Below are 21546 nucleotides of genomic sequence, written 5' to 3' on the forward strand. Positions count from 1 at the left end.
CCCGCCGAGGGGCCGGGGGCCGGGCCCGCCGAGGCGCGCCCCGCCCGTGCCGAGGCGGACGAAGCGGCGGCCGACGCCGCCCGCGTACGGGACGAGAAGCAGGACGCCGCCCAGCGCGCCCGCCGCGCCGCGGACGCCCTCGCGGGCCTGGCGTACCGGCTGCGCGAACGGGCCGGCTGGCAGGTCAAGCTGCGTGAACTCGCCGACGAGGCCGCCGAGTCGGAGGCCAAGGCCCAGTCCTGCCTGGAGCGCGCCCGCGCCGCCGACGAGGACCGCCGCGCCGCCCAGCGCGCCGCCGACGATGCCCGTCGCACCGCGCGCACCCTGCGGGCCGAGCGCGCCGAGATCGCGGGCGCCCCCGATGACGTACCGCTTCAGGAAGACGCTCCGAAGACGCCGCTGCCCGCGCTGCGCGAGGCCTACCGCGCGGCCTCGCAGCTGTACGAGAAGGTCGGCGTCGGCGCCGATCTGCGCGCCGAGCAGGCCCGCGCCGAGTCCGACGAGTCCGCGGCGGTCGCCGAGCTCGACCGGCTCAGCAACAAGGTCCGCACCCGCGCCGCCCAGCTTCTCGAAAGCACCGACGGGTCCGACGGACCCTCCCGGCAGGCCGCGGCCGCACGCGCCGAGTCCCTCGTGCAGATGCTGGAGACTCGCGCCTCCACCGCGAGCGAGCAGCTCGGCCGCCTGCGCGGCGAGGCCGAACGGCACGCGCCCGAGGACGGCGAGGCGCACACCGAGCTGCCCGAGGACCGTACGCCCAAGGACGCCGAGCAGGCCCAGACGCTCCTGCGTACCGCGACCGGCGAACTGGCTGCCTGCGCCGATGCGTTGAGCACCGCACGGGACCAGCACGCGGGACTGCTCGCCGCTCACCGGACCGCCGAGGACGGCGCGGGCGGCTTCGACGAGACGGCGGCGCTGCTGCGCGACCTGCTGCGGGACCACCACGGCGACGACGACCCCGAGGGCGAGCCCGAGCCCTTCCCCGGCACCCTCGAAGAGGCCCGGCAGTCGGCGGGCGAGACCCGGCGCTCGCTGCGCGGCTGCGCCACGGACCTGTCGGCCGCCGAAGCCGCCGTACGGGAGGCGAGTGATGTCCTCGTACGGCATGCCAACTCCACCCGCTACGAGCAGGTGCGCACCCCCGCACGCCAGCAGATCCGCGAGCTGCCCGCGGCCGCGCTGCCGGAGCACGCCAAGAAGTGGGCCGAGGCGTTCGCGCCCCGACTGCGGGTTCTGACGGACGAGTTGGCGCAGCTGGAGCGTAACCGCGACAGTATCGTCGACCGCCTGCGCGGCCTCGTCGAGTCCGCGCTCGCGACACTCCGCTCGGCCCAGCGACTGTCGCAGCTGCCCGAAGGGCTCGGTGAGTGGTCGGGGCAGGAGTTCCTGCGGATCCGCTTCGAGGAGCCCGACCAGGCCACGCTCACCGAACGGCTCGGCGAGGTCGTGGACGAGGCGACCAAGGCCGCCCTGAAGAAGAACTCCGATCTGCGCAGGGACGGAATGTCCTTGCTGCTCAGGGGAGTTCAGGCCGCGCTCGAACCGCGCGGTGTCTCGGTGGAGATCCTCAAGCCGGACGCGGTGCTGCGCGCCGAGCGGGTGCCCGTCGGTCAGATGGGTGACGTGTTCTCCGGCGGCCAGCTGCTCACCGCGGCCATCGCCCTGTACTGCACGATGGCCGCGCTGCGCAGCAACGACCGCGGCCGCGACAAGCACCGGCACGCCGGCACCCTGTTCCTGGACAATCCGATCGGCCGCGCCAACGCCACGTATCTCCTGGAGCTCCAGCGCGCCGTCTCCGACGCGCTGGGTGTCCAGCTGCTCTATACGACCGGTCTGTTCGACACGACGGCCCTGGCCGAGTTCCCGCTGGTCATCCGGCTGCGCAACGACGCCGACCTGCGGGCGGGCCTGAAGTACATCAGCGTCGAGGAGCACCTGCGTCCCGGCCTGCCGCAGCAGCACACGGACGGCGAGACGGTGCACAGCGAGATCACGGCCACGAGGATGTACAAGCGGCCGGCCGACGCGGTGAGTTGAGCTTCACCCGCAGGATCTCAGCCGACCAGCGAGCGCACCCACGCATGGAACCCGCCGATGTGATGCTCGGAGGGCACCAAGACCCCGCCGTCCCGGTACGCCTTCGAGCTCATCGCCGGCTGGGTGCGCTCGCAGGCCGCGAAGTCCTGGGAGTTGACCCGGTGGAAGAGCTCGACCGACTGGCTGATGTCCGCACCCGAGGCCACCACCTCGGGTGCGTACAGCCAGTCGCACTCGACGACCGTGCGGTCCACCGCCAGGGGATACATCCGGTGCAGGATCACATGGTCGGGGACCAGGTTGATGAAGACCCCGGGCTTCACGGTGACGGCGTAGTACCGCCGGTCCTGCTCCTCCGCGATCCCGCTCAGCCGCGCGAAGCCCGCGCTGCCGTCCACGGTGAACCCCTTGACGTCGTCACCGAAGGCGGCGCCGTGGCCCACGTAGTACTGCGCGGCGAGACCGTCGGCGAACTCCGGGAGGACGTCGGTGAGTTCGGGGTGGATCGTGGCGCAGTGGTAGCACTCCATGAAGTTCTCGACGATCAGCTTCCAGTTGGCGTGCACGTCGTACGTGACGCGCCGGCCGAGCGCCAGCTCCTCCACCCGGTAGCGCTCGATCGCCGCGGCCTCGCCGAGCCGCTCGGTGGCCGCTCCGATCACCGTGTCCTCGAAGGACGGCGGCTCATCGGCCAGGCACACCCATGCGTAGCCGAGCCACTCGCGCAGGGCGACCGGCCGCAGCCCGTACGCGACCCGGTCGACGTCCGGCATCTTCGAGAGGTTCGGAGCGGCGGCCAGACGTCCGTCCAGGTCGTATGTCCAGGCGTGGTACGGGCATTGGAGGTTGCGCCGTACCTCACCGGACTCCTCGGTGCACAGCCGTGCGCCGCGATGCCGGCAGACGTTCAGGAATGCGCGCAGTTCGCCGTGGCGGTTGCGGGTGACCAGAACCGATTCGCGGCCGATCTGCACGGTCCGGTACGCACCCGGCCCGGGCAGATCGGCGGCGCGGACGGCGCACATCCAAAGGGTTTCGAGGATGAGTTCCTGCTCGCGCGCGAAGGCCCGGGGGTCGGCATAGGAGGAACCCGGGAGCGTGGCCATCAGGCTTGTGGAGCCCGAGGCGGATACGGTCGTCATGGGTGGTCGTGCCTCTCACACGGGCGGCGGCGCGAACCGTCGCGGGTCGAAAAGTGAGATGGGGTGCTCCGTCGCACCCCGCAGTGCGAGATCGGCCAGGATCTCGCCGACGACGGGCACGAACTTGAAACCGTGCCCGGAGAATCCGCAGGCCACGGTCACCGAGTCCGGATGGGACGGGTGCCGGGCGATCACGAAGTCCTCATCGTCCGTGGTGGAGTACATACAGGTGGCCGCCCGCAGGAACTTCCCCGGCAGCGTGGGCAGATGGCGTCCGACCTGTGCGGCCATCGCGTCGACCTCGTGCTCGTACACAGTGCGGTCGATGGTCTCGGGTGTGCAGGGCGCGCCGTTCTTGCGGAAGAAGGCGACCTTGGCGCCGCCGTCGGGTCCGTCGATCGCCGGGAACCCGTAGACCTGGATATCCGCGGAGTCCTCCCAGATGTAGATGGGGTGCCGTTCGGGCAGATACGGCCCGACGCCGCCCGTGGGCTGGAACCAGTACATGATCTGCCGCTCGATCGTGATCCGTACGCCCAGGTCGGCGAGCAGCTGGGGAGCCCATGCGCCCGGACAGATCACCAACTGTCCCGCGGTGTACGTGCCTTGGGCACTCTCCACCCGTACACCGTCACCGTCCTGCTCCCACCGGATGACGGGCTCCTCGAAGTGCAGCTCGGCGCCCGCCCGTTCGGCGAGCCGGAGCTGTGCCGTGACCGTGGTCTCCGGCCGGAGCAGTCCGGCCCGCGCCTCGTACAGGCCGATCTCGTCGTCCGCCGGGTTCAGCGTCGGGAACCGGCGGCGGATCTCGCGCGCGTCGAGCAGCTCGTGCGGCAGATCCCAGGTCCTCGCCGACTCCAGGGAGCCCGTGACCGTACGGCTGTCGGGGCGTCCCGCCATCAGGCCGCCGCACAGTGTGGCGACGTCGAGGCCGGTGTCGCGTTCGAGCTGCTCGTAGAGCTCGTACGCGCGCAGCAGCAGCGGTACGTACTCGGCTCCCTCGAAGTACGACTGCCGGGTGATCCGTGAACCGCCGTGGCTGGAGCCGCGGTTGTGCGCCGGGCCGAACTTCTCCAGGCCGAGCACCCGCACTCCGCGTTCGGCGAGATGCCAGGCGGCGGAGCTTCCCATGCCGCCGAGTCCGAGAACGATCACGTCGTAGGTGCGGGACACCGTGGGGCCTCCTCAGTGGCGGGTACGGCGGTGCATGCGGCTCGGCTCGGGTCGGTGGCGGATGCGGCTCGGCGGCGGATACGGCTCGGCGGCGGATGTGGTTCGACTCAGCGGCGGATACGGCTCATCTCCGGATCGAACAGCGGCTCCTCCCGTACGGTCGCGGACACCTTCTCGCCGAAGTACTCGATCTGCACTCCGGTCCCGGTGGGCAGGGGCGGCAGCCAGGCGTAGGCGACGCAGCGGCCGAGCGTGTAGCCGTACGCGGCGCTGGTGACGTATCCGGCCACCGACCCGTCGACATGCACGGGCTCCTTGCCGAGGACTACTGCGGCCGGATCGTCGAGGGTCAGGGCGGTCAACGTCCTTGTCAGCGGCCGCTGTTCATCCAGTGCGTCGCGGCCCACGAACTCCTTGTCGCGGCGTACGGCGAAGGCGAGCCCCGCCTCGTACGGATCGTGCTCGGTCGTCATGTCCTGGCCCCAGGCCCGGTAACCCTTCTCCAGGCGCAAGCTGTTGAAGGCGGAGCGGCCGGCGGCGATCACGCCGAGGCCCTGCCCGGCCTCCCACAGCGTGTCCCAGAGCCGCAGCCCCAGATCGGCGGTGGTGTACAGCTCCCAGCCCAGCTCGCCCACATAGCTCAGACGCAGCGCCGTGACCGGGACATGGCCGATGTACGTCTGCTTGGCACGGAAGTAACCGAAGCCCTGATGCGAGAAGTCGTCGCGGGTCAGCGGCTGCACCAGCTCACGGGCGAGCGGGCCCCACACGCCGATGCAGCAGGTGCCCGCGGTGATGTCCCGCAGTGCCACACCGTCCGGTGCGTGCCGGGTCAACCAGTCCAGGTCCGCCGGCGAGTTGGCGCCGATCTGGAAGCGCTCGGGGCCGAGGCGGGCCACAGTGAGATCCGACCGTATGCCACCGTGGTGATCGAGCAGCAGGGTGTACGTCACCGAACCAGGCCGCTTCGCGAGGTTGTTGGTCGTCATCCGCTGCAGAAACGCCGGCGCACCGGGCCCGGTCACTTCGAGCCGGCGCAGCGGGGTCATGTCGTACAGCGCGACCCGCTCGCGGGTGGCGAGCGCCTCGGCGGCAGCGATCGGCGACCAGTAACGCGCCGACCAGGCAGCCCGTTCGGGCAGGTCGAGGCTCTCGGTGAGCGGGGCGTTGGCCTCGTACCAGTGCGGCCGCTCCCAGCCTCCGCCCTCCAGGCTGAACGCGCCGAGCTCCTGCTGCCGCGCGTGGAAGGGGCTGACCCGCAGCGGCCTGGGCCGCTCCATCGGCTGCAGAGGGTGCAGGACGTCGTACACCTCGATGAACTGCTGCGCGCCGCGCTCGGCGACATACGCGGGGGAGCGCTGGGCGTCCTCGAAGCGGGTGACCTCGCACTCGTGCAGGTCGATGCCCGGGTGACCGGTCGTGATCCACTCGGCCAACGCCCGCGCCACACCGGCCGAGTGCGTCACCCAGACCGCCTCGGCCAGCCAGAACCCGGCGAGCTCTGGGCACTCGCCCAGGACGGGGAAGCCGTCGGGCGTGAAGGAGAAGATCCCGTTGAAGCCCTCGGTGATCTCCGCGTCACGCAAGCCGGGCATCAGCTCGCGGCTGTCCGCCAGGCTGGGTGCGAAGTCCTCGGGGGTGAACGCCAGCGAGGACGGCATGACCGGAGCTTCGTCGTACGAGGGCAGGTCCGCCGGGTCGACGGGCAGCGGGCGATGGGCGTACGAGCCGATGCCGAGCAGGCCGCCGTCGTGCTGCCGGAAGTAGAGGTCGCGCTCCTGGTGACGCAGGATCGGGGCGTCCGGCGAGGTGACCCGCGGGCCGTCGGCCGGTGCCCCGAGGGGCCCCATCTTCACGTACTGATGGGCGAGGGGCTGCAGGGGTACGTCCACCCCGGCCATCCGTCCGAGCACCGGACCCCAGAACCCCGCGGCCGACACCACGAGGTCCGCGGCGAACGTGCCGTGATCGGTGACCACGCCCGTGACCCGCCCGTCCGCCTGCTCGATCCCGGTGACCGTGTGCCGGTCGAGGAAGCGGGCACCGCGGGCCGTGGCGTTTTCGATCTGGACGGCGCACGCGTGCACCGCGTCCGCCAGGCCGTCGTCGGGTGTGAGGAAGCCGCCGTGGAGTGCCGCTGCGTCGAGCGTGGGCCAGAGCTCCTTGCAGCGGGCCGGGGAGATCAGCTCGCCGCGCACACCCCAGGCGGCGGCGAGACCCGCGCGTCGGTGCAGATCGGTCCAGCGTTCGGGGGTGGTGGCGAGCTCCAGACCGCCGACCGCGCGGAAGGCGCCGAGCTCGGTGAACTTCTGCGCCGTGTACGCGGCCAGCTCGGTCATGGTCTTCGACGGATTGGTCCGGAAGACCAGGCCGGGCGCGTGCGAGGTGGAGCCGCCCGCGGCCGGGAGCGGGCCCTGGTCGAGGACCGTGACATCGCTCCAGCCGCGCGCGGTCAGCTCGTCCGCGAGGGAGCAGCCGACGATGCCGGCACCGATGATGACAGTCTTACGGGGAGTTGTGGGCGTACCGGACATGACCCTCCTCGCGTGGGGACCTTGTGCGCGGGGTGCCTGGGTGCGGCTGGTGCTGTGCCTGTGTGCGGCGATGCGAGCGGCTGTGTGCGGCGATGAGTACGCACCGGGCCGGTGGCCGTCATCGGAGGACCACCACCGAACGCAGCACTTCGCCGCGGTGCATCTTGGTGAAGGCCGCCTCGACCTGCTCGAGGGCGATGGTCTCGGAGACGAAGCCGTTGAGGTCCAGCTTTCCGCTGAGGAACTGGTCGATGAGCACCGGGAAGTCCCGGCTGGGCAGACAGTCGCCGTACCAGGAGGATTTGACGGCGCCGCCGCGCGAGAAGACATCGATCAGCGGGAGTTCCAGCTTCATCCGCGGGTCGGGTACACCGACCTGCACCACCGTGCCCGCGTGATCGCGCATGTAGAACGCCTGCAGGAAGGTCTCGGGCCGGCCGACCGCGTCGATGGCGATGTCGACCCCGAAGCCGTCGGTGAGCTCACGGACCGCCTCGACGGGGTCCGTGCCCCGGGAGTTGACGGTGTGCGTGGCACCGAAGCGGGTCGCGCCGTCCAGTTTGCGGTCGTCGATGTCGACGGCGATCACCCTGCGGGCGCCGGCGAGCGAGGCACCGGCGATCGCCGCGTCGCCGACGCCGCCGCAGCCGGTCACAGCGACGGTGTCACCGCGCGAGACCCCGCCTGTGTTCACCGCCGCGCCGTATCCGGCCATCACGCCGCAGCCGATCAGGCCGGCCGCCTCGGGACGCGCGGCGGGGTCCACCTTGACCGCTTGACCGGCCGCGACCAGGGTCTTCTCGGCGAAGGCGCCGATACCGAGGGCCGGGCTCAGCGGGGTGCCGTCGAGCAGCGTCATCGGCTGCACGGCATTACGGGAGTCGAAGCAGTACCAGGGCCGGCCGCGGCGACAGGAACGGCAGTCACCGCAGGGCGCGCGCCAGGCCAGCACCACATAGTCGCCGGGCGCGAGATCGGTGACGCCCTCGCCGACCGCGTCGACGGTCCCGGCCGCCTCATGGCCGAGCAGGAACGGGAACTCGTCGTTGATCGCACCCTCGCGATAGTGCAGATCGGTGTGGCAGACCCCGCAGGCCTGTACCGAGACCAGGACTTCGCCGGGGCCGGGGTCGGGGACTCTGATCGTCTGCACCTCGACCGGCGCACCCGATTTCATGGCGACGACGGCACGGACCTCGTACGACATGACACACCCCCACCTGTTGCGCACTGCACGTGGTGTTGCGCGATGAGAGACATAGTGGGAACGGCGTGAGGAAGCCGTCAAGAGGGCAGCGGCCTTGGTTCTACGAGGTGTTGATCGCGGAGCACAGGCGGAGGGACCGCTGCGGTGCGCACCCATCAGGACACCGCACCGGGTAGCCGACCGGCCCCTACAGCGCGTACCCCATCCGCCGCGACAGCTCATCCGCTCGGTCCACGGCCCGTTTCGCCAGCTCACGCAGGCGTTCCTCGGTCAGCCGGTAGACCGGACCCGAGATGCTCAGCGCCCCGATGACCTTGCCGTCATGGGCCCTGACAGGAGCGGCCACCGCGGTCAGGCCGATCTCCAACTCCTCCATCGCAAGGGCGAATCCGCGCTCCTCGACCGACCGCAGCTCGTCGCGCAGCGCCACCGCCCCGGTCACCGTACGGTCGGTGAACCGCGGCAGCGTCCGCGCGAGCAGTCCCTCGCGCAGGGCCGGCGGCTGATGGGCGAGTAGCACCTTGCCGCTGGACGTGGCGTGCAGCGGGGTGCGGCGGCCCAGCCAGTTCTGGGCCGTGACCGAGGCGGAGCCCCGGGCCTGCATGATGTTCACCGCCGCGTCGTCGTCGAGGACCGCGATATTGACCGTCTCGCCCAGCTCGTCAGCGAGTTCGCGGCACAGTGGCGCGCCCTCCTGCGAGATGTCGAGCCGCACGGCCGCCGCTCCCGCGAGCCGCAGCACGCCCGCGCCGAGGAAGTACTTGCCGCGGTCCTGTGTCTGCGCGACCAGGCCCCGGTTCTCCAGGACGCCGAGCAGCCGGAACGCCGTCGAACGGTGGACGTCCAGCTCGTCGGCGATCTCGCTGACCCCTGCCTCGCCCTGCTCGGCCAGGATCTCGAGCACGCTCACCGCGCGCTCGACGGACTGCACCGAACTCGGCTGTGACCTGGTCGACTTGTCCGTACCGGAGCCTTCTCGCGGGGACCGGTCCCGCCTGCTGCTCATCGCTAGCTGGTCACCCCCAGGCGGCCGGTCATGGCCGCTTCTGCGGGAAGTGCTTGACGTGATGCGCTCCCCGCGCGGATTCTGTTGCGCAGAGCGCTCCTCAACGCGCCCTGCGCAACATGATGTTACCGAAGGGTCGTACCGGCGGTACCCGCGCGGAGACGTCTACCTGCCGAACCGGCACTGCCTCTCGGATCGTCCACCTCCCGGATCGTCCACGTCCGACCGCACAGGGGGGCTCATGATTCCCGTCTGCCGCTTCGACGACCTCCCCGACGGCGAAGCCGTCCGTATCGAGACCGAGCCGCCGATCGCCGTCTTCCACAGCGACGGCGAACTGTTCGCCCTCGACGACACCTGCACCCATCAGGACGCGTCCCTGTCCGATGGCTGGATCGAGGACTGCCGCGTCGAATGCCCGCTGCACGCCGCCTCGTTCGACCTGCGCACGGGGGAACCGACCTGTCTGCCCGCGCGCGTCCCGGTCCGTACGCACCGGGTGGTCGTGATCGACGGCGTGATCCATGTGGAGCCGCCGGCCGAGGCGGAAGGCGTGGCCTGAGCCGTGCGGCCCGGGACGCAACGGGCTCACACCCGTTGCGTCCCGGGCCACACGCGCGGAGGTCCCACCCGTGCATCCCGGGCCACACCCGCGGAAGTCACACCTGTACGCCCGCGACATTCCCTTGCGTCTGCGTCCCTGGCCGCGCCCGCGCCGGCTCACGCCCGGTGCGCCGAGCCTGCCGACGTGCCTGGCGCCGCTCCTTGCGCAGCCGTCGCGCGGTGCTGCGCGGGGTCGACACCACGCCGTGGCGCTGATTCCACACCTGGCGCGTCACCCAGACGTCCAGGACGCCCCACGTCGACACCACCGTGCCCCCCACGCTGCCGAGCACCATCGGAAACGCCAGCGACGATCCGGCCACGGTGCACAAGAACGCCACCGTGGTCGCGATCAGCGTCAGCGACGCCAGGATCACCGCCCGTACCGCCGCCGTGCGCACCGGATCGGGCAGTCTGCGCCGCCCCACCGGTTCGTCGACCCACAGCTCGTGGTCCGGCCCCCGTCGATCCGCCGTCCTCATCAGCACGTCACTCCACTCCCCACAGCCGGACGCGTCCGCTCCTTGCCGGGTCCGACTCATCAGTGGCTGCCCGGATTTGACCCGGTTCACTCCGCCGTCCCGCGGAGCGTCGTCCTGCCGAGTGCCCCGTCTTTCCTCACGTAAGGACGAACGAACCCCTTCGAAGATTCCCGGAAGATGCACAGACGTCCGAAGCGCTTCGACGGACGGCGAGCGAGTAAATCCGGCCAAGACCCGGGAAGTTATGGCCTGAAGTTCACGGGTGGTGTTCACCTCAGGGCAGGTGTCGATGTGGCGGTAAGGGCGGACAACTCGGTACGTGCCGCCGCCCGTCGGCTTCAAAAGGGTGTCGGACACCCCTTCGAGTTGTCCGAGTGGCAGTAGTAGGCTCACGCCGTTTCTGACGTCGCGCCTGCTGTAGGGCGCCGTGATGGGGGAGGCCATGCGCTTTCGCGGGAAGTCCATCCGCCGGAAGATCGTGGCGTTGCTCCTGGTGCCGCTGCTGTCGCTCACCGTTGTCTGGGGATACGGCACGTACGTGACCGGCCGTGAGGCGGTTCAACTGCTCGATGTGGCCACGGTCGTGGACGAGATCGGTTATCCGCTGGACGACACGATCCGGGTGATCCAGGAAGAACGCCGACAGACAGCGGTCCATCTGGCCGACCCTGACGATCCGAAGGTGCGCACGAATCTGAGCGACCAGCGGTCCCTCACCGACAAGCTGGTGGAGCGGATCCGCTCCGCCGCCGAGGACGAGGATGTCCGTGACCTCATGGACGCGGCCTCGGCCCGCCGGCTCGACGCGATCGTGGAGGCCTTCGACACACTGGAGTCGCTGCGCCGTTCCGTCGACGACGGACAGACCAGCCGCAGGGGCGCCGTCGACCTGTACACGCGGCTCATCGACCCGTGCTTCACGTATCTCATGGGCACGTACGCCATGGACAACCTGGAGGCGGACCGTGAGGCCCGGGCGCTGATCACCTTGGCGCGCGGGCGTGAACTCCTCTCCCATGAGGACGCGTTGGTGGCCTCCTCGCTGCGCGCCGACCGCCCGGACAGCTCGGACTGGACGCAGGCGGCCGCACTGATCGCGCAGCGCGAGGTGCGGTACGACAGCGGCCTCGAAGCCCTGCCGGAGGACGAACAGGGCCGGTTCGAGCGCTTTTGGAGCGGTGCGTTCGCCGCACCGCTGCTCGAGGCGGAGAAATCACTCGTCGCGGCCGGCGCGCAGCGGCCGCGTGACCTGGACCCGAAGGTCTGGGACGCCGCGGCCGGCCGTGCGCTCGACGATGTCGGCGACCTCACCAAGGCGGCGGGCGACCGCTACAAGGAGCGCATCGAGCCGGTCGCGATCGGTGTGCTCGTCAGGGCCGTGCTCGTGGGCTTCTTCGGTCTGCTCGCGCTGGTCTTCGCCCTCGTGATGTCCATCCGCATCGGCCGCGGCCTCGTCCGCGACCTCACCCACCTGCGCGACGACGCCCATGACGCGGCCGCGGTGCGGCTGCCCGGTGTGATGCGCCGCCTCGCCGCGGGCGAGATGGTCGACGTGGAGACCGAGGCGCCGCTCCTCGAGCACGACACCGACGAGATGGGCCAGGTCGGCCAGGCGCTCAACACCCTGCAGCGCGCCGCCGTCGACGGCGCCGTGAAGCAGGCCGGCATGCGGCGCGGGATCTCCGAGGTGTTCGTGAACCTCGCCCGCCGCAGCCAGGTCCTGCTGCACAAGCAGCTCACCCTGCTCGACACCATGGAGCGCAGGACCGAGGACACCCAGGAGCTCGAGGACCTGTTCCGCCTCGACCACCTCACGACCCGGATGCGCCGCCACGCCGAGGGCCTGGTGATCCTCTCCGGCGCCGCGCCCTCCCGGCAGTGGCGCAAGCCCGTGCAGCTGATGGACGTGGTCCGCGCCGCCGTCGCCGAGGTCGAGGACTACGAGCGCATCGAGGTGCGCCGTCTGCCGCGGATCGCCGCACAGGGCACGGCTGTTGCCGACCTCACCCACCTGATCGCCGAACTCCTGGAGAACGCCACGGTGTTCTCGCCGCCGCACACCGCCGTCCAGGTGGTCGGCGAGCGCGTCGGCAGCGGCTTCACGCTGGAGATCCACGACCGCGGCCTGGGCATGACCTCCGACCAACTGCTCGAGGCGAACCTCCGGCTCGCGGAGACACCGGAGTTCGAGCTGTCGGACACCGACCGGCTCGGCCTGTTCGTGGTCAGCCGTCTGGCGCAGCGCCAGAACGTCCGGGTCTCGCTGGCACCTTCGCCGTACGGAGGGACCACCGCGGTCGTCTTCATCCCGGAGGCGCTGCTCACCGACGCCTCCGACACCGACGGCTCGGGTCTGCGGGTCGACCTCGACGCCCTCGAACGGGACGCGGACCGCAAGGCGCGCCTGGCTCAACTGTCCCTGCCGCCCAAGCCGTTGGAGGAGCGGCTCCTGGGCGGACCGGTGGAACTCGAGTCGCCGCTCGGCCTGGAGGAGCTCGACGCCGCGCCGGGCACGGCGGGCCCCGCCGCCCGTGGGGTGCTCGGCCGGCTCGGCGGCGCCCTGGACATCGAGGACGAGGACAGCGAGCGCGGCGGTCTGTTCCGGCCGCGCCGACACCTCTCCGAGGCCACGGGCGAACAGCACCAGCAGGCGCGGGAGCCCGGTGGCGAGGCGGTGCGCCCCGGTGGTGGCGCACCGCGTGGCGTGGACGGCCTGGTGCCGCTGCCGCGCCGCCGTACGCCCAAGCTGGTCAGCTCGCACGGCCGTACGCTGTCGCAGCCGGCGCGGACCGAGCCGTCCGAGGCCGAACAGGCCACCGACGACCGCAGCTCCTCGCCCGTCACCGACCGGAGCTCTTCGCCCGCCGACGACCGGACCGCTTCGCCGGTCGACAGCCCGACCCAGATCCTGCCCCGCCGCGTCCGCCAGGCCAGCCTGGCGCCGCAGCTGCGGACCGCGGAGGCCCCCGCGCCCCCGGCCGAGCCGGCCGAGGACCGCGATGCCGACGAGGTGCGCAGCCGGATGGCCTCGCTCCAGCGCGGCTGGCAGCGCGGCCGGGTGGAGACGGGAGAGACGGGAGAGATCCCCACGCTCGTACGTGAGGCGGCGTCCGCGCCTGTACGGGAAGGAGGGCCCGCGTCCGTACGGGAAGGAGCGCCCACACCCGTACGGGAAGGAGCGCCCACACCCGTACGGGAGGAAACGCCCATGCCCGTACGAGAAGAGCGGCCCCCCGCCCAGGAAGCGGCCGCTCAGGAGCCCCCCGCACGCCACGCCGCCGACCCGGAGGCCGCCGCACCGCCGGCGGACGAGCCGGTTTCGGCCGAAGACACCAGCACCAAACCCGAGGGGAACGGTCGATGACCACACCGAGGACCGGAGTACAGCACACAGGCCTGCGTACGTCCGGTGAGCTGAACTGGCTCCTGGACGATCTGGTCGACCGGGTCGCCAGCATCCGCAAGGCACTTGTGCTCTCCAGTGACGGTCTGCCGACCGGCGCCTCGCAGAATCTCACCCGGGAGGACAGCGAGCACCTCGCCGCCGTCGCCTCCGGGTTCCACAGCCTCGCCAAGGGCGTCGGCCGGCACTTCGAGGCGGGCCGGGTCCGCCAGACCGTGGTGGAGCTGGACGACGCGTTCCTGTTCGTCACCGCGGCGGGCGACGGCAGCGCGCTCGCCGTCCTTTCCGACGCGGACTCCGACGTGGGGCAGGTCGCCTACGAGATGACGCTCCTGGTCAAGCGGGTGGGTGTGCATCTGGCGACCGCGCCGCGTACCGATCTGCCCACGGGAGGGTAGTAGGAGGGCATGAGCGACGACGGCAGCGCGAACCCGCACTGGTACGACGACGACGCCGGGCCGGTGGTGCGCCCCTACGCGATGACGCGGGGCCGCACCGCCGGTGCGGCGCGCCACCAACTCGATCTGATCGCTCTGGTGGTGCCCGAGCCGTGCCCCCGCGACGCGGGGGCGGGCCCGACCCTGTCGCCCCGGCACGTCGGCATCATCCAGCTCTGTCTGGACGCCCCCCAGTCGGTGGCGGAGCTGGCCTCGTCGCTCGATCTGCCGCTGGGTGTCGTACGGGTGCTCATAGGCGACCTCGTGGAGGACGAACTGGTCCATGTCACCCGGCCCGTTCCACCGGCCGAGCTGCCGGACGAGAGTATTCTGCGCGACGTGATCACCGGGCTGCGCGCGCTCTGACACGGGGCACGGCCTGGTCCTGTGCCGGCGGAGGAGTCCCACGTGGCAGACGAAGCGCACGGTCCTGGCTGGCAGTTCTGGATCGACCGCGGCGGCACCTTCACCGATGTCGTCGCCCGCCGCCCCGACGGGACGCTCGTCAGCCACAAGCTCCTTTCGGAGAACCCGGGCCGCTACGACGACCCGGCGGTGGCCGGCATCCACGAACTGCTCGGCGACAAGCCGGACCTGGCGCGGATCGACGCCGTACGCATGGGCACCACGGTCGCCACCAACGCCCTCCTGGAACGCAAGGGCGCCCGCACCCTCCTCGTCATCACCAAGGGCTTCCGAGACGCCCTGCGCATCGCCTACCAGAACCGCCCGCAGATCTTCGCCCGCGAGATCCTCCTGCCGGAGCTCCTGTACGAGCGCGTCGTCGAGGCCGACGAACGCCTGGCGGCCGACGGCACGGTGCTCACCCCGCCCGACCTCGACGCGCTCGAAGCGCCGCTGCGTCAGGCCCACGAGGACGGCATCCACGCCATCGCCGTCGTGACGATGCACAGCCACCTCCACCCGGAGCACGAACAGGCCATCGGAGACCTGGCCCGCCGGATCGGATTCCCGCAGATCTCGCTCTCCAGTGAGGTCAGCCCGCTGATGAAGCTCGTGCCGCGCGGCGACACGGCCGTCGTCGACGCCTATCTCTCACCCGTCCTGCGGCGCTATGTGCGCCAGGTCGCCGATCAACTCCCGGGCGTGCGCCTGATGTTCATGCAGTCCAACGGCGGCCTCACCGAAGCCGGCCAGTTCCGCGGCAAGGACGCGATCCTGTCCGGGCCGGCCGGCGGCATCGTCGGCATGGCCCGGATGTCCGAACTGGCGGGCTTCCGGCGGGTGATCGGCTTCGACATGGGCGGCACCTCGACCGATGTGTCGCACTACGCGGGCGCGTACGAGCGGGTCTTCACCACCCAGATCGCCGGGGTACGGCTGCGCGCCCCCATGCTGGACATCCACACCGTCGCCGCGGGCGGCGGTTCGGTGCTGCACTTCGACGGCAGCCGCTACCGCGTCGGCCCCGACTCGGCGGGCGCGGACCCGGGCCCGGCCTGCTACCGGCGCGGCGGACCGCTCACCGTCACCGACGCCAACGTGATGCTCGGCCGCATCCAACCGGACCATTTCCCCCGGGTGTTCGGGCCCGACGGCGACCAGCCGCTCGACGCCGGCCTCGTACGGGAACGCTTCACCGCGCTCGCCGAGGAGATCCGGCAGCGGACCGATGACGAGCGGACCCCCGAGCAGGTAGCCGAGGGGTATCTGCAGATCGCCGTGAACAACATCGCGGGTGCCATCAAACGGATCTCCGTCCAGCAGGGCCACGACGTCACCCGCTACGCCCTGACCACCTTCGGCGGCGCGGGCGGCCAGCACGCCTGCGCCGTGGCCGACTCGCTCGGCATCCGCACCGTCCTCGTACCCCCGATGGCCGGTGTCCTGTCCGCGCTCGGCATCGGTCTCGCGGATGCGACGGCGATGCGCGAGCAGTCCCTCGAAGCACCCCTGGAAGCGTCGGAGATGGGGCGCGTACGGGAAACGGCCGACGTGCTCGAAGCGGCGGCCCGCGCCGAGCTGCGGGCCGAGGACGTGCCCGAGGACCGGATCCGCATCACCCGCCGCGCCCAGGTGCGCTACGACGGCACGGACACCGCGCTCACGGTCGGTCTCGGGCAACCGGCGGCCATGCGCGAGGAGTTCGAGGAGCGGCACCGCGCCACGTACTCCTTCACGCTGCGGCGCCCTCTCGTCGTGGAGGCACTCTCCATCGAGGCCACCGGACTCACGGACGCCCCCGATCTCGTGGGCCTCGCCCCGGCGGGCGCGGGCGAGCCGCAGCGGGTCCGGCTGCACACCGCGGGCGCCTGGCGCGAGGTGGTGCTGCACCGGCGCGAGGAACTGCCCGCGGGGCGGACCGTGCGCGGCCCGGCGGTCATCACCGAGGCCAACGCCACCACCGTCGTCGACGAAGGCTGGCAGGCGGCGCTGAACTCCGACGGTCATCTGGTCATGGAGCGGACCGTGGAGACCGGAGGGCTCACGGCGACCGCCGAGGCCGACCCCGTCCTTCTCGAGGTGTTCAACAACCTCTTCATGTCGATCGCCGAGCAGATGGGCGCCCGCCTCGAATCCACCGCCCAGTCCGTGAACATCAAGGAGCGGCTCGACTTCTCCTGCGCCCTGTTCGACCCGGACGGCAATCTCGTCGCCAACGCGCCGCATATCCCGGTCCACCTGGGCTCGATGGGCACGTCGGTGAAGGAGGTCATCCGGCGCCGCGCCGAAGCCATGCGGCCCGGTGACGCGTACGCGGTCAACGACCCGTACCACGGCGGTACCCACCTGCCCGACGTCACGGTGATCACGCCCGTGTTCGACGGTGACGGGCGGCAGATTCTCTTCTACGTGGCCTCGCGCGGCCATCACGCGGAGATCGGCGGGATCGCCCCCGGCTCGATGCCCGCGCACAGCCGCAGCATCGACGAGGAGGGCGTCCTGTTCGACAACTGGCTGCTCGCCCAGGGCGGCCGCTTCCGCGAGCAGGAGACCCAGGAGCTGCTCACCCGAGCCCCGTACCCCTCGCGCAATCCGGCCACCAACCTCGCCGATTTCCGTGCCCAGATCGCCGCCAACGCCAAGGGTGTCGAGGAAGTCACGCGGATGATCGAGGACTTCGGCCTTGACGTCGTGCAGGCGTATATGCGCCACGTGCAGGACAACGCCGAGGAAGCCGTACGCAGGGTCGTCGACGCCCTCGACGACGGCGCGTACGCCTACGAGACGGACCTGGGTGCCACGATCCGCGTCGCTGTGCGCGTGGACCGCGAACAGCGCACCGCCACCCTGGACTTCACCGGTACATCGCCCCAGCTCGCGGGCAACTTCAACGCCCCGTACGCCGTCGTGAACGCCGCGGTGCTCTACGTCTTCCGCACCCTCGTCGCCGACGACATCCCGCTCAACGACGGCTGTCTGCGCCCGCTCAGGATCATCGTGCCCGAGGGCTCCATGCTCTCCCCGCGCCCGCCCGCCGCGGTCGTCGCCGGCAACGTCGAGACCTCCCAGGCCCTCACCGGAGCCCTGTACGCGGCGCTCGGGGTGCAGGCCGAGGGCTCGGGCACCATGAACAACGTGACGTTCGGCAACGAACGCTTCCAGTACTACGAGACGGTGGCCTCCGGATCCGGCGCGGGCGAGGGCTTCGACGGGGCACCCGTCGTACAGACCCATATGACCAACTCGCGGCTGACCGACCCTGAAGTCCTCGAATGGCGTCTGCCGGTGCTGCTCGAAGAGTTCTCCGTACGGCGGGGGAGCGGGGGAGCCGGCAGGTGGCGCGGCGGTGACGGGGCGCTGCGGCGGATCCGGTTCCGCGAGGCGATGACGGTGTCGACGCTCTCCGGCCACCGGCGCGTTCCCCCGTACGGCATGGCGGGCGGCGCACCCGGCGCCCTCGGCGCGAACCGGGTCGAGCGCGCCGACGGAACGGTCGAGCCGCTCGACGGCAGCGACAGTGCCGAACTCGACCCAGGAGACGTGCTGATCGTCGAGACGCCGGGCGGCGGAGGCTACGGCAGCCCGGGCGCCTGATCCACCGAGGTCGCATACCGGCCGAACGGGACCGAGGCCGACCGCCGGACGACCGGTAAGCGGCCGGGAAGCGATCGCCCGTGAAACCGTTCTGCACAGGATCACCCACCCCCGGTGAACCACGCAGCGCACGCCGATAGAGTCAGGGGGACGGAACTGCCGTACGTATCAAGGACGTTCCGGCTCACCGGCGATCAGGAGTGGAGAAGATGGTCCTCGGGCGTACAGGGCACCGACAGGCCCCGGTCGAACCGGTCACGCTCAAGATCCTCGTGGCCGGCGGATTCGGTGTCGGCAAGACAACCCTCGTCGGAGCCGTCAGCGAGATCCGCCCGCTGCGCACCGAGGAGCTGCTCAGCGAGGCCGGGCGGCCCATCGACGATCTGCACGGGGTCGAGCGCAAGGTCACCACCACCGTCGCCATGGACTTCGGGCGCATCACGCTCCGCGACGACCTGGTGCTCTACCTCTTCGGCACGCCGGGGCAGGACCGCTTCTGGTTCCTCTGGGACGAGCTCGCGCAGGGCGCGCTCGGTGCCGTGGTCCTCGCGGACACCCGACGCCTCGAGGACTGCTTCGCGGCCGTCGACTACTTCGAACGGCGCGGCATACCGTTCATGATGGCCGTCAACTGCTTCGAGGGCGCGACCCGTTACCCCGCGGACATGGTCCGCCAGGCGCTCGACCTCGACGAAGAGGTGCCGGTCGTGCTGTGCGACGCCCGTAAGCGGGAATCAGCGAAGAACGTGCTGATCAGCCTGGTCGAGCACGCCATGAAGAGGGTGTCGGAGTCCCGCCAGCCCGCCGCCACCTGAGGCTCGGGAAGGACAAGGGCCCGGGAAGGACAAGGGCCCGGGCAGGACCAGGGCCCGCGCAGGCCGACGACCCGCACCCCCGCCGACCGGGGTACGAGCCGCCGACATCCGGGCGCCGGGCCTCAGCCCTCGCCGTCCTCCTGCCAGCCGAAGCTGCGTTCCACTGCCTTGTGCCAGTTGTGGAACTCCTTCTCGCGGGCGTCCGCGGCCATCTGCGGAGTCCACTCGGCGTCCTTCTGCCAGTGCGCCTTGAGCTCGTCGAGGTCGTTCCACACCCCGGTCGCGAGTCCCGCCGCATAGGCCGCGCCGAGACAGGTCGTCTCGGAGACCTTCGGACGGACGACGGGCACACCGAGCACATCAGCCTGGTGCTGCATCAGCAGATTGTTCTTGGTCATCCCGCCGTCGACCTTCAGCGACGTGATGTGCACACCGGAGTCCTGGTACATCGCGTCGACGACCTCACGCGTCTGCCAGCTGGTGGCCTCGAGGACCGCGCGCGCGAGGTGTCCCTTGGTGACATACCTCGTCAGACCCGTGATCACACCCCGGGCGTCCGAGCGCCAGTAGGGCGCGAACAGACCGGAGAACGCGGGCACGATGTAGGCCCCGCCGTTGTCCTCCACGCTCGCCGCGAGCGTCTCGATCTCGTCCGCGTTGCGGATGATGCCGAGCTGGTCGCGGAACCACTGCACGAGCGCACCGGTGATCGCGATCGAGCCCTCCAGACAGTAGACCGGCGCCTCGCCGCCGATCTGGTAGCCCATGGTGGTGAGCAGCCCGTTCTTCGAAGGCACCGGCCGGTTACCGGTGTTGAGCAGCAGGAAGCTGCCCGTGCCGTACGTGTTCTTGGCCGTACCGGTGTCGTAGCAGGCCTGCCCGAACACCGCGGCCTGCTGGTCGCCGAGGGCGGAAGCCACCGGCACCCCGGCGAGCTGGCCGACCGCCGTGCCGTACACCTCGGCCGAGGACTTGATCTCCGGGAGCACGTCCTGCGGGACGTTCATCGCCGACAGGATCGAGGTGTCCCACTGCAGGGACTCCAGGTTCATCAGCATGGTGCGCCCGGCGTTGGTGACGTCGGTGACGTGCACGCCGCCGTCCGTGCCGCCGGTCAGGTTCCAGATCAGCCAGGAGTCGATCGTGCCGAAGGCGATCTCGCCCCGCTCGGCGCGTGCCCGCAGGCCGGGCACGTTGTCGAGCAGCCAGGCCGCCTTGGGCCCGGAGAAGTAGCTGGCCAGCGGCAGACCGGTGGCCTCGCGGAAGCGGTCCTGGCCGTCCGTGCCGCCGAGTTCGTTGCACAGTGCGGAGGTACGGGTGTCCTGCCAGACGATCGCGTTGTGCACCGGCTTTCCGGTGGCACGGTCCCAAAGGACCGTCGTCTCCCGCTGGTTGGTGATGCCGAGCGCGCTCAGATCGCTCGCGCGCAGTCCCGCCTTGGCGAGCGCGCCGGCCACCACGGCCTGCACCTTGGACCAGATCTCGGTCGCGTCGTGCTCGACCCAGCCGGGCTTGGGGAAGATCTGGCGGTGCTCTCGCTGGTCGACGGCGACGATCGCGCCGTCCTGGTCGAAGATGATGCAGCGGCTCGAAGTGGTGCCCTGGTCGATCGCCGCTACGTGCTTACGATCCGGCATGGGTTCCCCTTTTCAGAAGGCTGCTCAGAACGCAACGTTGAAGATGAGCCCTGCGAGCGCACCGCCGATCAGCGGGCCGACGACCGGCACCCAGGAGTAACTCCAGTCCGAACCACCCTTGTTGGGGATCGGAAGGAGAGCATGGGCGATGCGCGGGCCCAGGTCACGCGCAGGATTGATGGCGTAGCCGGTGGGGCCACCGAGCGAGAGACCGATGCCGACCACCAGGAACGCGACGATGAGGATTCCGGTACCGGACTCGCCCAGGCCCTTGGTCATGCCGAACGCCAGGATCGGCAGCACCAGACCGATGGTCGCGATGACCTCGGTGACAACGTTCGCCACGGGGCTGCGGATCTCGGGACCGGTGGAGAAGATCCCCAGCGTGGGCTGCGCCTTCTCCTCCTCGGCATTGGCCTGGAACTGTGCGTAGTACGTAAGCCAGCACAGCACGGCACCCAGGATGGCGCCGATCATCTGCCCGAGGATGTACAGGTGGACCTGGTCCCAGTCGCCCAGATCGATGGCGATCCCGAGGGTGACCGCGGGGTTGAGGTGCCCGCCCGAGAGCGGCGCCGCGGTGTACGCACCCGCGAGTACACCGAAGCCCCAGCCGAAGGCGATGACGACCCACCCGGCGGCTCTCGCCTTGGAGTGGTGCAGCGTGACGGCGGCGCACACACCGGCGCCGAAAAGAATCAGAATCGCGGTGCCGATGATCTCACCGACGAAGACGTCCCCATTCGAGTACATGGCGGCTCCCTTGGCCCTAGCCCGGGGCCAGTCGCCCCGGTCCTCCGTGCAGGGTGCGGTTCGCACGGCTGCGCCGAAGGCAGGAGGAGTCCACCCCGCTCGGCGTCCGTGACGAGCGTGCCGTAGCAGCCGAATCGCCCGTGGGGGATGGCCATTTGACCAGGCAGATGCCCTGAAGGCGGCTTGACATCATGGTGCGGCGATGCCGACTGACACCCGGAAGTGTTCACCGCGCCTGAGGGAGCGTCAAGGTCGCGGACAGCTTCCGCCCGTCACGACGGCGCCCCCACGGCCCGAAGGCCGTGGGGGCGC

The 21546-nt window shown here is 70.8% G+C and carries 14 protein-coding genes and 1 pseudogene; 7 read left to right on the plus strand and 8 right to left on the minus strand.

Annotation, left to right across the window (positions count from 1 at the left end; genetic code table 11):
• Positions 1-2043: pseudogene (locus tag JAO81_RS37650) on the plus strand (hypothetical protein); the annotation flags it as partial.
• Between the two features lie 17 nt (positions 2044-2060).
• Here JAO81_RS37650 and JAO81_RS37655 read toward each other — a convergent pair.
• The 5 genes from JAO81_RS37655 to JAO81_RS37675 form a co-directional block, all read right to left on the minus strand.
• Positions 2061-3185, minus strand: a complete 1125-nt coding sequence (locus JAO81_RS37655; RefSeq protein WP_199552504.1) for an aromatic ring-hydroxylating dioxygenase subunit alpha — start codon at positions 3183-3185, stop codon at positions 2061-2063.
• A gap of 15 nt (positions 3186-3200) precedes the next feature.
• On the minus strand, positions 3201-4358 hold the full coding sequence (gene solA, locus JAO81_RS37660; RefSeq protein WP_199552505.1) for an N-methyl-L-tryptophan oxidase: 1158 nt from the start codon (positions 4356-4358) through the stop codon (positions 3201-3203).
• Between the two features lie 107 nt (positions 4359-4465).
• Complete coding sequence (locus tag JAO81_RS37665; RefSeq protein ID WP_199552506.1) at positions 4466-6892, minus strand: FAD-dependent oxidoreductase; 2427 nt, start codon at positions 6890-6892, stop codon at positions 4466-4468.
• A 118-nt stretch (positions 6893-7010) separates the two neighbouring features.
• Positions 7011-8099: an S-(hydroxymethyl)mycothiol dehydrogenase gene (locus tag JAO81_RS37670; RefSeq protein WP_199552507.1), complete on the minus strand. Its 1089-nt coding sequence runs from the start codon at positions 8097-8099 to the stop codon at positions 7011-7013.
• Between the two features lie 187 nt (positions 8100-8286).
• Positions 8287-9030: an IclR family transcriptional regulator gene (locus JAO81_RS37675; RefSeq protein WP_374194402.1), complete on the minus strand. Its 744-nt coding sequence runs from the start codon at positions 9028-9030 to the stop codon at positions 8287-8289.
• A 316-nt stretch (positions 9031-9346) separates the two neighbouring features.
• Here JAO81_RS37675 and JAO81_RS37680 point away from each other — a divergent pair, with 316 nt between their 5' ends.
• The gene (locus JAO81_RS37680) at positions 9347-9667 is read left to right on the plus strand and encodes a bifunctional 3-phenylpropionate/cinnamic acid dioxygenase ferredoxin subunit (protein WP_199552509.1); all 321 of its coding nucleotides are present in this window, start codon (positions 9347-9349) and stop codon (positions 9665-9667) included.
• 97 nt (positions 9668-9764) lie between these two features.
• On the opposite strand, the gene JAO81_RS37685 is transcribed toward JAO81_RS37680, so the two are convergent.
• Complete coding sequence (locus tag JAO81_RS37685) at positions 9765-10250, minus strand: hypothetical protein (RefSeq protein ID WP_374194401.1); 486 nt, start codon at positions 10248-10250, stop codon at positions 9765-9767.
• A 382-nt stretch (positions 10251-10632) separates the two neighbouring features.
• On the opposite strand from JAO81_RS37685, the gene JAO81_RS37690 reads away from it, so the two are divergent.
• From JAO81_RS37690 to JAO81_RS37710, 5 genes are all read left to right on the plus strand, one after another.
• Positions 10633-13554 carry a nitrate- and nitrite sensing domain-containing protein gene (locus tag JAO81_RS37690; RefSeq protein WP_199552511.1) on the plus strand — a complete coding sequence of 974 codons (2922 nt, stop codon included), beginning with the start codon at positions 10633-10635 and terminating at the stop codon, positions 13552-13554.
• Entirely contained in the window at positions 13551-13991 is a 441-nt protein-coding gene (locus JAO81_RS37695) for a roadblock/LC7 domain-containing protein (RefSeq protein WP_199552512.1), read from the plus strand. The genes JAO81_RS37690 and JAO81_RS37695 overlap by 4 nt, the downstream gene beginning before the upstream one ends.
• Positions 13992-14000: 9 nt before the next feature.
• Positions 14001-14396, plus strand: a complete 396-nt coding sequence (locus JAO81_RS37700) for a DUF742 domain-containing protein (protein ID WP_199552513.1) — start codon at positions 14001-14003, stop codon at positions 14394-14396.
• A 42-nt stretch (positions 14397-14438) separates the two neighbouring features.
• Entirely contained in the window at positions 14439-18029 is a 3591-nt protein-coding gene (locus JAO81_RS37705; RefSeq protein ID WP_199552514.1) for a hydantoinase B/oxoprolinase family protein, read from the plus strand.
• A 209-nt stretch (positions 18030-18238) separates the two neighbouring features.
• Positions 18239-18844 (plus strand): ATP/GTP-binding protein, encoded by a 606-nt coding sequence (locus JAO81_RS37710; protein WP_199552515.1) that lies wholly within the window; start codon positions 18239-18241, stop codon positions 18842-18844.
• A gap of 122 nt (positions 18845-18966) precedes the next feature.
• On the opposite strand, the gene glpK is transcribed toward JAO81_RS37710, so the two are convergent.
• Positions 18967-20481, minus strand: coding sequence for a glycerol kinase GlpK (glpK, locus tag JAO81_RS37715; protein ID WP_199552516.1), 1515 nt, complete (start codon positions 20479-20481; stop codon positions 18967-18969).
• 24 nt (positions 20482-20505) lie between these two features.
• Positions 20506-21234: an MIP/aquaporin family protein gene (locus JAO81_RS37720; protein WP_199552517.1), complete on the minus strand. Its 729-nt coding sequence runs from the start codon at positions 21232-21234 to the stop codon at positions 20506-20508.
• Positions 21235-21546: the final 312 nt, after the last annotated feature.

Origin of the sequence: Streptomyces sp. N35, assembly GCF_016464295.1 — a bacterium.
GTDB lineage: Bacteria > Actinomycetota > Actinomycetes > Streptomycetales > Streptomycetaceae > Streptomyces.

Excerpts from the sequence above, each read along its gene's own strand:
- JAO81_RS37655 (WP_199552504.1), bottom strand. The coding sequence starts at position 3,185 with ATGACGACCGTATCCGCCTCGGGCTCCACAAGCCTGATGGCCACGCTC.
- JAO81_RS37665 (WP_199552506.1), bottom strand. The coding sequence starts at position 6,892 with ATGTCCGGTACGCCCACAACTCCCCGTAAGACTGTCATCATCGGTGCC.
- JAO81_RS37670 (WP_199552507.1), bottom strand. The coding sequence starts at position 8,099 with ATGTCGTACGAGGTCCGTGCCGTCGTCGCCATGAAATCGGGTGCGCCG.
- JAO81_RS37680 (WP_199552509.1), top strand. The coding sequence starts at position 9,347 with ATGATTCCCGTCTGCCGCTTCGACGACCTCCCCGACGGCGAAGCCGTC.
- JAO81_RS37685 (WP_374194401.1), bottom strand. The coding sequence starts at position 10,250 with ATGAGTCGGACCCGGCAAGGAGCGGACGCGTCCGGCTGTGGGGAGTGG.
- JAO81_RS37690 (WP_199552511.1), top strand. The coding sequence starts at position 10,633 with ATGCGCTTTCGCGGGAAGTCCATCCGCCGGAAGATCGTGGCGTTGCTC.
- JAO81_RS37695 (WP_199552512.1), top strand. The coding sequence starts at position 13,551 with ATGACCACACCGAGGACCGGAGTACAGCACACAGGCCTGCGTACGTCC.
- JAO81_RS37700 (WP_199552513.1), top strand. The coding sequence starts at position 14,001 with ATGAGCGACGACGGCAGCGCGAACCCGCACTGGTACGACGACGACGCC.
- JAO81_RS37710 (WP_199552515.1), top strand. The coding sequence starts at position 18,239 with ATGGTCCTCGGGCGTACAGGGCACCGACAGGCCCCGGTCGAACCGGTC.
- glpK (WP_199552516.1), bottom strand. The coding sequence starts at position 20,481 with ATGCCGGATCGTAAGCACGTAGCGGCGATCGACCAGGGCACCACTTCG.
- JAO81_RS37720 (WP_199552517.1), bottom strand. The coding sequence starts at position 21,234 with ATGTACTCGAATGGGGACGTCTTCGTCGGTGAGATCATCGGCACCGCG.